Origin of the sequence: Cryobacterium sp. CG_9.6 (assembly GCF_029893365.1) — a bacterium.
Taxonomy (GTDB): Bacteria; Actinomycetota; Actinomycetes; order Actinomycetales; family Microbacteriaceae; genus Cryobacterium.
The window spans coordinates 234626-247666 of record NZ_JARXUZ010000001.1; the positions used below are offsets into that span (position 1 = coordinate 234626).

The window sequence follows — 13041 nt, forward strand, 5'->3', positions numbered from 1 at the left end:
ACACACCGTGTGGGTTCACCTCACGTGGTGGACCCGTCCGGAAAGGCCGTTATGTGCCGGCTGCTCGCCTATGCCTCACCCACTCCACGCACCACCCGCGACGTGCTGGGGGGAAACCAGAGCGCCGTCTTCCAGGACATGACCGAGCTGCATAAAGATGGCTGGGGAAGTGCGTGGATCGTGGGCGATACGACTCGCCGCGTGAAAAAGGAACGATCCGCCCTCACCGGTGAGGGTGATCAGCGTTTGACCGAAGCTCTGTCGGAACGACTGTCCCGCGCTCAGCTTGTTCACCTGCGCATGGCCACGGACGGGATGGCCTGCCAGCCAGCCAACACGCATCCGTTTGTTCGGGATGGTTTCGCTTTCGCCCACAACGGTTCACTGGCACCGGCCTCGGCCATGGATGACTACATTGCTCCCCACCTGCTTGCCGCGCTGGATGGTGACACGGACAGTGAGCGCTACCTCGCTGTTATTCGCACCAAGGTTGCCGAGGGAAATGACCTGTTCGAGGCTGTGTGTCAGACCGTTCTTGAGCTTCGACCGATTTTTCCCGACCTCAGCATGAACGCGATGATTCTCTCGCCCACCGAGCTCATTGCCGTGCACGCGAGTGAGGATGCCGACACCCCGCATGACATGTTCGACGCGAGTGGCCTGACGGAGCTCACCCTTCCCCAAGACCATCGCACCGCGTACTACCTCATGCGTCAGCGACGCTACGACGACGGCACCATTGTCTTCGCATCGAGTGGCCTCGACATTGTGGGCTGGGAACCGTTGCCGGCCGAGAGTGTGACCCGGGTGAACCTGACGACCCTGGAGTCCACGACGCGGCTACTCGACGTGGAACCCAGCGTTTTGGCCCGTCACCGCCAGGCCTAAGCCCCGGCCGGCTCCGTCACCACCGCGGCAGCCTGCTCCTGCTCCTGGAGCGCTCGTAACGCCACCTTCATGATTTTCCCGGTGGCTGTGCGCGGGAGCGTTTCTACAAAGTCGATGTAGTCCGGAACCTTGAAGCTCGCGATCAGATACCGGGTGTGCGTCAGGAGGTCCACCTCGGTGACGGTCTGCTCGGGGCGGAGCACCACATAGGCCTTGGGGCGTTCGCCCCATTTGGCATGCGGGATGCCGACCACGGCAACATCGAGCACGGTCGGGTGCGCCAGGATGGCGTTTTCGACCTCGATGGTCGAGATGTTCTCGCCACCCGAGATGATGATGTCTTTCGCGCGGTCCCGCAGTTCGATATAGCCGTCGGGATGCATCACGCCCAGGTCGCCGGTATGAAACCAGCCCCCACGGAACGCTTCGGCCGTGGCCGCGGGGTCCTTGTAGTACCCGGCCATCACGTTGTTGCCCCGCAGTACGATCTCACCCATCGTGTGGGCATCGGCGGGAACATCGTTCATGTCCGCGTCCACGATGCGCGCGGATTCGGCCTGCAGCATACCGACACCCTGACGGGAGATCTTCTGCGCCCGCTCGTTCTTGGGCAGGTCATCCCATTCGTGCTGGTATTCGCAAATCGTGTACGGGCCGTAAACCTCGGTGAGGCCATACACGTGCACCACGTTGATACCGAGCGTATCGAGCTGCTCGATTACCGTGGGCGAGGGCGGAGCCCCAGCCGTGGTGATGCTCAGCGGGCGTTCCACCAGGTGAGCCTGCGGCGCGTTGGCGATGATGCCGCAGACGGTGGGAGCGCCGCAGAGGTTGGTGACGCCGAGGGTGTCGATGGCTGACCAGACGGCATCCGCTCGGACGGCACGCAGACACACGTGGGTGGCGCCGGCGCCCGTGACGGCCCACGGAGTGCACCAGCCGTTGCAGTGGAACATGGGCAGGGTCCACAGGTAGACGGAATCGCTTGTGAACTGGTTGTGGAAGATCTCGCCAAAGGAGTTGAGGTAGGCGCCGCGGTGGGTGTACATGACGCCCTTGGGTTTGCCCGTTGTGCCCGAGGTGTAGTTGATGGCGATAACCTCGCGCTCGTCCTCCACCTCCCAGCGGAGCGGTCGGTCGTCGGCGCTACCGGGCACGATGCGGTCGGCTTCGGCCAGAAAGGACTCGAAGCTCTGCTGTCCGAAGGCGAGCCCGCTTTCGGAGAGGCCGAACTCCGGGTCAGCGATTTCAATGACGTGCTTGAGGGCGGGGCTCGCGTCATACGCGTTCCCCACTGTGGCCACGAGCTCGGCGTCGAGGAACAGCAGCGTGGCGTCGGAGTGGGCGATGACGTAGTCAATTTCCGGCTTGGCCAACCGGGAGTTCAGCGCCACGAGCACGCCACCCGCGAGCGGGACGGCAAAGTGTGCGATCAGCATCTCTGGAATATTCGGTGCCAGGAATATAACGCGATCTCCCGGATTGATCCGCGCCCGAATGGCCCGGGCCAGACGCTGGGCAATCGCAGAATACTCCGCGTACGTATAGCTGCGGTCGCCGTAGACAATTGCATTCTTGTTGGGGAATACTTCTGCGGAGCGCTGTAGAAAACGCATCGGGGTGAGCGGTGAATCGTTGGCTGAGCCGAGCTGGGGGTCAATCACGACAGACTCCTTTGTCAGGGTGGTGGGGGGCTGGTGCAGTGGGTGATGGATGCCTGCCGGTTTACTTGAAGGCGCTGACGCCCGTGAGGTCACGGCCGATGAGCAGGGCTTGAACACTTTCCGTGCCCTCGTAGGTGTGAATGGCTTCGATATCGGCCATGTGTCGCACCACGTGGTTTTCGAGCAGGATACCGTTACCGCCCAGCATGTCGCGACCGAGGGACGCGATTTCCCGGGCAGCGCGGGTGTTGTGGTACTTGGCGAGGGACGCCTGAATGGGCCGCAGTGTTCCGGCCGCGTCGAGGGTGGCGAGGTGCATGCAGTGCAACTGCATGGAGGTGAGGCGGGAGAGCATTACCGTGAGGCGTTCCTGCACGAGCTGGAAACCGGCCAGCGGCTTGCCGAACTGTGTGCGCAGGGTGGAGTAGTTGAGCGCCGCTTCGAAGATGGCCGTGGCGTGCCCGAGTGCCGACCATGCCACGCCGAGGCGTGTGGCATAGAGCACGGCGGCGGTGTCCTTGAAGGTATGGGTGCCCGGCAGGACCGCGTCGAGGGGAATACGCACGTTGTCGAATACGATCCGCGCCTGGTGAATGGCTCGAAGCGATCCTTTACCGGTCATCGTCTGGGCGAGGTAACCGGGCGTGGCCTGGTCAACGAGGAATCCGCGCACATCGCCCTGCTCGTCGCGCGCCCACACCACCGTGACGTCTCCCACGGAACCGTTACCGATCCACATCTTCTCGCCGTTGATCACCCATTCGTCACCGTCATGGCGAGCGGAGGTTACGAGGCCCACGGAGTCGGAGCCGTGTTCGGGCTCCGTGAGCGCGAAGGCACCGAGCTTTTCGGCGCGGGCGAGGGGAACCAGCCAGGTGGCCTTCTGCTCGTCGCTGCCGAAGAGCGCAATGCTGCGCAGCGCGAGTCCGCCCTGCACGGCCACGACGGTTCCCATCGAACCATCGCCGCGGGAGATCTCCATGTTCACGAGCCCGGCTGCGAGCGGAGACATCGGTGTGAGGCCCGGGCCCTCGACCCCATCGGTGAGTAGATCCAGCTCTCCGAGTCGGCGCGCGAGATGCAGCGGGTACTCGCCCTTATCCCAGGCCTCGGTGAGTTCATCGAGTGTGTCTTCGGCGAAGCCGCGGGCGCGGGCCCAGAAGGCCCGGTCGGCCTCGGGAACGTCGGCGAAGACCGCGTAGTAGTCGGTGTCGAGTGGGGTGCTGACGTCATAGTCCGGCGTGCGGGTGGATGCCGGCGTGTTCACATTGCGTTCTTCGGCAATGACGGGGAGGGAATTCATGGGTGACTCGCTTTCGGGTGTGGGGAGTGGAAGATCTGGTCTTTTCAGACGGAAACAGGGGCGTTTGCTACTCCGAGTGCATGAAATCTCACGCCATTGGCGGCAACGGAGGCGCCCGAACGATCAAGTAGGGGGGTGAGACCACCAGTGTGCTGCGGATAGTTGGCACCGAGGATCATGCAGGCGTCGATGTCATCCGCGCTCTCGACCGTGCCCTCCGCAAGCATGCGCCACGCTTCATCGGCGAGACCTGTGAGCAGGAAGGCGCGAATGTCTGTGGGGGTGGTGGGGAGCATCCGCTTGGACACGGCATAGACCTGGTCGAGAATCGCCGTGACCTCGGGACTCGGGTATCCATCGTCACCGAGATAACCGGTGAGGTTGTTGGTCACGATGCGGCAGAGGCTGGGACTCACGCGGAACCGTTCGTTGGCGCCGGCATTCATGGTCTCCAGAATGTGCAGCTGCACCGCCGGGCCAATATATTCGAGCAGGGTCAGTGCGGTCATGGGCAGGCCGTCACTCACGAGGGCGCTGTCGACGGCGCGGGCATCCGTTCCCGCATCGATGAGTTCGAGGGTGTCACTGAATAGGCGGGTGAGCAGACGATTCACCACGAATCCGGGGGAGTCCTTCACGAGTACCGCGGTTTTGCCGAGTGAACCGGCGAGAGCAAACGCGGCATCGACAGCAGCCTGGCTGGTGTGCACGGACCGCACGATCTCCACGAGGGGAAGCACGGCCACCGGGTTGAAGAAGTGGAACCCAATGAGGCGCTCCGGGTGGCGCAAGCCCTCGCCCTGATTCGCGATCGACAACGAGGAGGTGTTGGTGAGCAGCACCGTGGTGTCAGCGACGACATCTTCAACGGATGCCCACACCGCACGTTTGACCGTGAGGTCTTCGAAGACCGCCTCGATCACCATCTCGCACGGCGCATGCACGGTAGCGTCGGTGCCGGCGGTGACCAGGCTCGCAATGCGGTCGCGCTCGGTGGTGGTCATTCCGCGCTTCACCGATCGGTCGAGCTGGCTGGACACCCGCTCGAGCGCGAGGTCAACGCGCTCGGCACTGAGGTCAATGAGGTGCGTGGGCACGTCCAGGCGGTCAGCGAACAGGTACGCGAGTTGCGTGGCCATGAGGCCGCCGCCCACGACGCCCACGTGCGTGACGGGGGTGACGCCCGGCAGGTCGGTGGAGCGGGCCGGAGTGGGGCGGGATCGTTTGCGCGCGGCCTGGACCGCGAAGAACGCGTAGATGCTGGCTCGACACTCATCGCTGTGCAGCAGGGTGCCGAAGGCGGCGATAGTGTCGGCCTCGAGTGCATCCCCGGCACGGGCCAGCCGTGCGGCGGTGCGGTTGCCGGCCACCGGAGCGGAATACCGGTCGTTCCAGGCGGAGAGCAACGTCAGGGCGGACTCGACGGCGGGAAGAACCCCCGGAATGCGCTTGGCCACCGCAGCCCGCACGGCGGCTGGGTTCCACGGCACGGGGGCGGGGCCGGTAGCGATGGGCAGCCGGGAGCCATTGAGCACAGCCGCCGCCCAGGAGAGGGAGGCAGCAAGAAAGTCATCGGACGGGAGCACCATGTCGGCAAGTCCGAGGCGTTCGGCCTCCTGCGCCGAGGCGTACCGCCCGGCGAGCGAACGGGTGATCGCCACATCGGCAGCGCCGGTGACCCCCACGAGTTCGCAGAGCGAGGTGAGACCACCCCAGCCGGGCAGCAGACCGAGGCGAACCTCGGGGAGGCCAATGTTCCGAGCGGATGCCGCCACGGTGCGGTAGTCGCAGCGCAGCGCGAGCTCGAGCGCTCCGCCCACAGCCGCGCCATTGATGAAGGCAAAGGTGGGAACGGACAGGCGGCTGATGGTGGCGAACGCGAGGTACCCGTCCCGGGCGAGCTGTTCACCATCGGCTGCGGACTGGGCGGACTGAAATCCACCGAGGTCGGCTCCGGCGCCGAAGGCCGAACCGGTACCGACGAAGGCGACGGCATCCACGTGCGTGCTGCCGATCTTTCTCACGGCGGTGGTGAGAGCACGCAGGGCGTCGGGGGTCCAGGTGACCAGCGCACCCGGTGCCGGAACGAAGTTGACGACGGCAATGGTGTGGCCGGCGCTCACGTGCAGGCCGACCTTGATTCTGGTGTGTGCTGCACTAACCACGGTGCTCCCTCGCGCCGAACCGACAGATACCCTTACTGTCTAACTGAGACTGAGTTTCATGTCAAGTGAAACTCAGTCCCAGTCAGGGTGTCAGGGGCGAACTGTCAGCCTGTGATCGCGCGAAGCCGTTCTTCGATCGCCCGGGCCAGGTCGTAGGGCGAGGTTGACGCGGGGAAGACCGCCACGACCAGGTCCGGTGACACTCCGGAGGTGGTGCTGGAATCGAACGTGGGGGAGAGAAGGCGACGCACCTCCACAAGTTCCGCTGCAAGTTCCTCGGGTCCCACCCGGGCGTCGGAGCGGATGAGGCGGCGCAGCTCGAAGTTGTGGGTGGCCGTCACCGCAGACGCGAAGCGAATGGCCACGAGTGGGTCGAGCCGGGGAAGCATCTGCCGCAGATAGGTGGCAAAGGTCTTTTCGTACCGGGACACCATGACGGTTTCCCGGTCCCGCAGCACCTGCGACTCACGCACCACGAGGTCACGCAGGCGCACAATCTCGAGCCGCTCGCGAAAACGCTCGAATACCAGCGATGCCGCCTCACACACGGCCGTCCACGGATCCTCGTGCTGGCTGGCGAAATAGCTGGAAATCTGCTCGAGCAGCTCGTCGTGGTCCGCAAAGATCACGTCGTCCTTCGAGCCGAACTGCCGAAAGAAGGTGCTGCGGGACACGCCGGCGGCTTCGGCAATTTGGGTCGCGGACGTTGCCTCATAACCGAATTCATGAAAGAGCCGCACCGCAATGTCGGCCACGTCGACGCGGGTGAGCGGAACAGGCACGGCAGCGGAGGCGTCAGACATAGTGAGGTGAAATTAGCACAAAATGACACCCGGCCACATTCGGTGCCCGCTGGCACTACCCGCTGGCACTAGGTGACCGGAGCAGCCCCAATCGACCAGATGCGCGGCGGCTGGGCCCCTGTCACCTCGAAGTCGCCCACGATTCGGGCCTTGAACACCCAGGGGTTGTGGTTCGCAGCCGTGCGCGCGTTGCGCCAGTGCCGATCGATGTTCTTGCTCGTGCTCACCCCGGAGGCCGCGAGGGCGTTGAACACAGTGCTGGTGGCGCGGGTAGCCAGTTCGCTCAGCACAACCTGCGCCTGCGCGGTCTGCAATTCGGCCACGTCGTTGAGGTGTTCCTCCTCCACCTCATCGCCAAGAAACGCCGCGTCGTAGGCTGCCTGCAGCGCCCGAGCGGCGCTTTCGAGCGTCGCGGCGGCGGCGAATCCCTGAGCCGATGCCTCCCCCACCACCTGCAGAATCTGCGGGTCGGTGGCAAACGAGTTGGTGTTTCCGTGCGAAAAAATGCGGGTGCGGTTGCGCACCTCGGTGGACACCTCACGCACGGCGGCCTGGATGGACCCAGCGAGGACGGCCAGCAGCACGGCCTGATAGAACGCGGTCTGGTATCTGAACCGGGTGCTGAAGTCGATAACGTTCTCGGCATCCACCACCGCGTCGACAAACGTCGAGGTGCCTGATCCCGTCGTGCGCTGACCGAATCCGTCCCAGTCGTCGCCGTGTGTCACCCCGGGCTGATGGGCATTCACCACCGCGATCACGTGCGCGCCCGTATCACTGCGCTGGGCATAGGTGTCGATCCAATCGGCGAATATGCTTCCGGTGGAATAGAACTTTGTCCCGTTCACCTGGAAGCGATCGGGCTGCCCGTCGAGGGGCCGCACCTTCGTATTCACTTCACCCACCGTGACGGCCCCGATCTCGGTCCAGGAGTTGCCCACGAGGTCGCCAGCCACAAAACGCGCCAGCCACACCGCGCGCTGGTCGCCGGTGGACACCAGACGATCTTCCACGAAGGCAAAGTGACCGCGCAGCGCCTGCGGAATGTTGGAGTCCGCGGCGGCGAGCTCGGTGAGCAGCCGGAAAAGCTGGGGAAGCGTGGCACCGGAGCCTCCGTCCGCCACCGGAACGCGAAGGGCACCGAAACCAGCTGCGGCCAGCTGTTTGATTTCGATATAGGGGAGCCGATGGTCCTGCTCGCGGGCCGAGGCATCCGCTGCAATCGAGGCAAACAGGGGCCGGAAACGAGCGGCAAGTACTTCGTAGTCGACGTCGGTGGAGGGTGTGGAGACAGTGGGCATGTGAACGACCTTTCGTGGTTTTCGACACTAGAAGCACGCTCCGGATCCCGCCCGAATGAGTCTCGCTGTGACGCTCTGTTGCCTTGTGTCACACCGGGAGTCGCTTCGTGACGTGGCCCATTGCACAACCGTGCTCCGCCCTGAGATGGTGTGTCAGCGCACCAGCATCCGGTGCCAGCACCTCACCGAGCACGCCCTCTGCGGAGAAGAAACCCGATGATTAGTCTGAACGCACTCACCAAGGTCTATGGACACGGCGACCATGCCGTGACCGTTCTTGACCGCCTCGATTTTCAGGTGGCAACCGGAGAAATCTTCGCCGTTGTCGGCCCGAGCGGGGCCGGCAAGAGCACACTCGCGCAGTGCATCAACCTGCTGGAGCGGCCCACGAGCGGCTCGATCGTGGTGAACGGGGAGGATCTCAGCAGCCTGCCCGAGCGTCGGCTGCGCGTGGCGCGGCGTCGCATCGGCACCATTTTTCAGTCGGACGGCCTGTTCAGTCGACGCACAGCGGCCCAAAATGTGGCCCTTCCGCTGGAGTACCTCGGCGTCACCGCGGCGGAGACAACGGCTCGAGTGGCCGAACTCCTCGACCGTGTGGGACTCAGCAACCGTGCCGACCACTATCCGCACCAGCTCTCCGGCGGACAGCGCCAACGCGTGGGAATCGCCCGGGCGCTGGCTCTTCGACCGTCGATTCTGCTCTCGGATGAGGCCACGTCGGGCCTTGACCCCGACTCGACGGCCTCGATTGTGAACCTCCTCAAGGAGCTGCGTGATGACCTGAGCCTGTCGATTCTGTTCATCACCCACGAAATGGACACCGTGCTTCAGGTGGCCGATTCGGTGGCTCGACTGGACCACGGCCACATTGTGGAGTCCGGCCGTATCGTGGACCTGCTGCGCGATCCCGACTCGTCGCTCGGCCAGGCACTTCGCCCGCAGCGACGGCACGCGACAGGGACGGATGGTGCCCAGACCTGGTTCGTGAACTACACGTCCTCGACGGTTCCGGCCGACTGGCTGGCCCGGCTCTCTGCCGAGCTGGGCGAAACCGTATCACTGCTCGGGGCCTCCATCGAAACCATCGGCGGCGCCACGGTGGGTCACGCCACCATCAGCGTGCCGGTTGCGGAACCGGGCCGGCTGGTTTCGGTTGCGGCCAGCCTCGGGCTCTCCGCCCAGCCGCACGGCTCACACCCGGTGAAGACCGGGAGTCCAGCTGTTTCCCTCACTCTGGAGCGTGCCGCATGAGCGCTGTCCTTGACTCCGTTCGCTTCGGTGGAGCTTTTGCCACCAGCGAAGTTCCCCTGCGCGACATTCCCGCCCTGGTCTTCCCGGCGCTGCTCGACACGCTGATCATGGTGGGCATCGTCATGGCAATAGTGGTTCTCGTGGGTGTGCCGCTCGGCGCACTCGTGCATAATCTTGCGCCCGGCGGACTGTTTGAGAACCCGGCTCTGCACTCCGTGCTCAGCTGGATCGTGAGCATCGGACGCTCCCTGCCATTTCTCATTCTGATGGCCGCGATCGTGCCGTTCACCCGTTTCATCACCGGAACCAACATTGGTATTGCTGCTGCCGTGGTTCCCATGACCATCGCGGGTATCGCCTTCTTCACTCGTATCGTGGAGAACTCGCTGCGGGGAGTGCCGCCCACCCTGGTGCGGGTGGCCAAGGCATCCGGTGCATCGCCGCTGCAGATCATTCGCACCGCTCAGCTCAGTGAGGCACTGCCCTCGATCATTGGTGGCCTCACCATCAACACCATCGCGATGATCGAGTACTCGGCCATCGCCGGCACAATCGGAGCCGGCGGAATCGGCTACGTGGCCGTCACCTACGGTTACCAGCGATTCGATCACACCGTGATGCTCGCCACCATCGTCATTCTCGTGGTGACCGTGGCCCTCGTGCAGATCACCGGAGACCGGCTCGTGCGCCTGGCCACGCCCCACAGCGCTCCGACACGCACACGAATGCCCCGGCCGTCGCGTCCGAACACGCTCGTCGACGCGTGAATTCGGGTGCCGCCGGCACCCCCCGCATCAGCTAGCCCCTGAACTACCCGCGCCGAGGCGTCGGGAATCCCCCCGCAGTCCCGTCATTCCGCGCGAGCGAACGATAGCCGCGCCCGCGGCACGCATCCACAGCACCCCCGAAAGGTCTTTCCCATGTCCCAGAACACGCCCCGCAGCACGCCCGTCACCACGCCAGAGACCGACCCGCACGGCTTCAACCTGAAGAAGCGCCGGCGCTGGCCCTGGATCGCCGGGGCCGGCGTGGTGGTGGTGGCTGTTGCCGCGGCCATTGCCATCCCCCTTCTCAACCCCACCCTCTCGCCCAACGAAACGGCCGGGGCAACCCTGGTCGTGGCCACGGCCGAGGGAAGCGCCGCCGAGCAGGCGCTCGTGAATTTTGTCGCCGAGGAGGTTGCACCCCGGTACGGCATCACGGTTGCCTTCAAGGGACTCTCCGACAGCAACACCATTAATCGCGCGGTGAGCGAGGGCGAGATTGCCGGCACCGTGTATCAGCACAAGCTCTGGCTGGGCCAGGTTCTCGAGGCAAACCCCGATTTCAAGGAGGAGGCGGCGACATCCGTTTTCCGTTGGGGCTTCGGGCTGTGGTCATCGAAGTGGGGCAGCGTGGCGGAGATTCCGGATGGCGCCACGATTTCGCTCTACTCCGACCCGGCCAATGAGGCCCAGGGTCTGTGGCTGCTTGAGAGCGCCGGGCTGATCACACTGAAGCCCGGGACGCCGACGGGTTCGGCCACCCAGGACGACATTGCCACGAACCCGAAGAACCTGAAATTCACGCTTCTCGACTTTGCGGCACAGTCCCGGGCGCTGCCCGACCTCGACGCGGCCGCCGGGTACACCGAGTACTACCTTGCCGCCGACATTCCGCTCGAGCAGCAGATCTTCGCCCCGGCCGCCCCGGACGAATTCGCCGGCCAGCTCACGATCGGCAGCGACTACGCCGACACCGACAACATCAAGAAGCTCGTCGCCGCCTTCAAGGACCCCGCCGTGCAGGAGTTTCTCGCGACCGACCCCACGGTGAAGGGGATTCTGCTCCCCATCGACGCGCAGTAACGCCTCCACCGCGTCGCGGCGGAGCGCTCACGGTCAGGCGGATGCCGCCGCCTGGCGGTTCTCCGCCGCCGCGGACGACGCGGTGAACGCGCCGCGATAGGCCGACGCGGGGTGCCGGTCACTCAGGTGGGGGCCGTCAGCAAAGAGTTTCTCCCGCAGCGTGCCGGGTGCATATTCGGTTTGGGCAAGCCCGCGCTTGCGCAGTTCGGGCAGCACGCCCTGGATGAAGTCGGTGTAGGAACCCGGAATGGTCTGGTTGATGATGTTGATGCCGTCGATTCCGGCGTCCTGCCAGGCCTCGAGCTGATCAACGATCTGCTCGGGGGTGCCCGTAACCTGCTGCGCCTGAGCGCGATAGTGGGCCACGTCGGCGAGCGTGGGGTTGCCGCCGGGGGTGGAGTCGATGATGGCTTGCAGCAAACCCTGGCCGCCCTCGGTCTTCACGTCACCGAGAGGAGTGTCGAGCGGCAGGCCGCCCAGGTCGAGGCCCAGTCCGCCGCCAACGTGGGCCAGGATCATGTCAAGATCCAGGTACTCGTCGAGCTCGGCCTTCTTGGCCGCGGCTTCCGCCTCGGTGCTGCCCACCACGAAGGACAGTCCGGTGAAGAGCTTGATGTCGTCGGGGAGGCGGCCAGCCTGCACGGCCTGGGCACGAATGGCGGTGGAGACCCGGGCGGCGTAGGCGGTATTCGGCGCAAAGAGGAACGTGGCCTCGGCGTTCGCGGCTGAGAACTGCTGGCCGCGGCCGGAGCTGCCGGCCTGAAAGAGCAGCGGGGTGCGCTGCGGCGAGGGGGAGACCAGGTGGGGTCCTTCGATCGCATAGCGCTCACCGCGATGGTAGATCTTGTGCACCTTCTCGGGGTCGGCATGCAGCCCGGTCTCCTTGTTCTGCACCAGTGCACCCTCGTCCCAGGACCCCTCCCACAGCTTGTAGACGGCGTCGGAATACTCGTCGGCCCAGTAGTAGCGGTCGGCGTGGGCCGTGAGGCCGTCGGATCCAAAGTTGCGGTGTGAGTTTTCGAGGGCACTGGTGACGATGTTCCACGCCGCGCGACCATTACTGATGTGGTCGAGGGTGGACATCTGCCGGGCGAACTGGAACGGGTGCGACTGCACGACGGAGCTGGTGGCAGCCAGGCCGATGTCTGTGGTGACGCTCGCGAGTGCGGCCAGCAGAATGAGCGGGTCGTTGGACGGGACCTGAAGCCCGCGGGCGATGTGCGATTCCCAGCCCCCGTTGTGGTCGCCGTAGAGGCCCACCACATCGGCCAAGAAAATTGCGTCGAATTTGGCGGCCTCAAGCTGTTTCGCGAGGTCGATCCACAACGGGAGTTCATTGAATCGGTGCTGTTGGGCATCCGGATGACGCCATTGGCCACCGAGGATGTGACTCGTGGTGTTCATGACGAAGGCGCTCAGAAGTAGGCGCGGGCGAGCGGTGGTGGTGAAGCGGGTTGACGCGGTCAATGTTCCCCCTAGATTGAGTTACGTGCGTGTGTCGAGGTGGCGCGACAGCCTGCCGCCGCTCACTTGCCCGATGTGTGGCAGGACGCCGGAATCGACGGCAGCGAGTGGTCAGTTGGCTGCGTCGAATGGCACCAATATGTTGCGGATGTCGATCATGGGTCACGCTCCAGAGTGGTGGCGTCGCGCACAGCGGGGCTCCCCACGCGTCTTTTCACCCTACTAATTTGGGGCAGATGCCTCGTCCGTGTGACGTTATGTGGCCTATCGCACCTCGATCAGCTCGCTGAAGTCACTTCTGGCGCCGTGATCGGCCAACTTGCGCCCCATGAGGCGTCCTCAAGGGGCAGAT

At 64.7% G+C, this 13041-nt stretch carries 10 protein-coding genes; 4 read left to right on the forward strand and 6 right to left on the reverse strand.

All coding sequences use genetic code 11. From position 1 onward, the window contains the following. Window positions 1-9: 9 nt before the first annotated feature. Window positions 10-888, forward strand: a complete 879-nt coding sequence (locus tag H4V99_RS01090) for a class II glutamine amidotransferase (protein ID WP_280674759.1) — start codon at window positions 10-12, stop codon at window positions 886-888. Here the strand turns inward: H4V99_RS01090 and H4V99_RS01095 are convergent. The 5 genes from H4V99_RS01095 to H4V99_RS01115 all read right to left on the reverse strand — a co-directional run bounded on the left by H4V99_RS01095 (window position 885) and on the right by H4V99_RS01115 (window position 8124). Then, complete coding sequence (locus H4V99_RS01095) at window positions 885-2552, reverse strand: AMP-binding protein (RefSeq protein WP_348522347.1); 1668 nt, start codon at window positions 2550-2552, stop codon at window positions 885-887. The genes H4V99_RS01090 and H4V99_RS01095 overlap by 4 nt on opposite strands. 61 nt (window positions 2553-2613) lie before the next feature. Continuing rightward, entirely contained in the window at window positions 2614-3855 is a 1242-nt protein-coding gene (locus H4V99_RS01100) for an acyl-CoA dehydrogenase family protein (protein ID WP_280674761.1), read from the reverse strand. Between the two features lie 44 nt (window positions 3856-3899). Beyond that, the gene (locus H4V99_RS01105) at window positions 3900-6020 is read right to left on the reverse strand and encodes a 3-hydroxyacyl-CoA dehydrogenase NAD-binding domain-containing protein (protein ID WP_280674763.1); all 2121 of its coding nucleotides are present in this window, start codon (window positions 6018-6020) and stop codon (window positions 3900-3902) included. Window positions 6021-6124: 104 nt separating this feature from the next. Continuing rightward, window positions 6125-6823, reverse strand: a complete 699-nt coding sequence (locus H4V99_RS01110; protein ID WP_280674765.1) for a TetR/AcrR family transcriptional regulator — start codon at window positions 6821-6823, stop codon at window positions 6125-6127. Window positions 6824-6891: 68 nt separating this feature from the next. Further along, window positions 6892-8124 carry an acyl-CoA dehydrogenase family protein gene (locus H4V99_RS01115; protein ID WP_280674767.1) on the reverse strand — a complete coding sequence of 411 codons (1233 nt, stop codon included), beginning with the start codon at window positions 8122-8124 and terminating at the stop codon, window positions 6892-6894. 216 nt (window positions 8125-8340) lie between these two features. Here H4V99_RS01115 and H4V99_RS01120 point away from each other — a divergent pair, with 216 nt between their 5' ends. The 3 genes from H4V99_RS01120 (at window position 8341) to H4V99_RS01130 (ending at window position 11225) form a co-directional block, all read left to right on the forward strand. Beyond that, window positions 8341-9378 carry an ATP-binding cassette domain-containing protein gene (locus tag H4V99_RS01120; protein ID WP_280674769.1) on the forward strand — a complete coding sequence of 346 codons (1038 nt, stop codon included), beginning with the start codon at window positions 8341-8343 and terminating at the stop codon, window positions 9376-9378. After that, window positions 9375-10145: a methionine ABC transporter permease gene (locus tag H4V99_RS01125; protein WP_280674771.1), complete on the forward strand. Its 771-nt coding sequence runs from the start codon at window positions 9375-9377 to the stop codon at window positions 10143-10145. The genes H4V99_RS01120 and H4V99_RS01125 overlap by 4 nt, the downstream gene beginning before the upstream one ends. A gap of 153 nt (window positions 10146-10298) precedes the next feature. Next, window positions 10299-11225, forward strand: a complete 927-nt coding sequence (locus tag H4V99_RS01130; protein WP_280674773.1) for a MetQ/NlpA family ABC transporter substrate-binding protein — start codon at window positions 10299-10301, stop codon at window positions 11223-11225. Window positions 11226-11258: 33 nt separating this feature from the next. Here H4V99_RS01130 and H4V99_RS01135 read toward each other — a convergent pair whose 3' ends face one another. After that, a complete protein-coding gene (locus H4V99_RS01135; RefSeq protein WP_280674775.1) occupies window positions 11259-12692 on the reverse strand; it encodes an NtaA/DmoA family FMN-dependent monooxygenase in 1434 nt (477 codons plus the stop codon). Window positions 12693-13041: the final 349 nt, after the last annotated feature.

Excerpts from the sequence above, each read along its gene's own strand:
- H4V99_RS01120 (WP_280674769.1), top strand. The coding sequence starts at position 8,341 with ATGATTAGTCTGAACGCACTCACCAAGGTCTATGGACACGGCGACCAT.
- H4V99_RS01100 (WP_280674761.1), bottom strand. The coding sequence starts at position 3,855 with ATGAATTCCCTCCCCGTCATTGCCGAAGAACGCAATGTGAACACGCCG.
- H4V99_RS01115 (WP_280674767.1), bottom strand. The coding sequence starts at position 8,124 with ATGCCCACTGTCTCCACACCCTCCACCGACGTCGACTACGAAGTACTT.
- H4V99_RS01130 (WP_280674773.1), top strand. The coding sequence starts at position 10,299 with ATGTCCCAGAACACGCCCCGCAGCACGCCCGTCACCACGCCAGAGACC.
- H4V99_RS01110 (WP_280674765.1), bottom strand. The coding sequence starts at position 6,823 with ATGTCTGACGCCTCCGCTGCCGTGCCTGTTCCGCTCACCCGCGTCGAC.
- H4V99_RS01125 (WP_280674771.1), top strand. The coding sequence starts at position 9,375 with ATGAGCGCTGTCCTTGACTCCGTTCGCTTCGGTGGAGCTTTTGCCACC.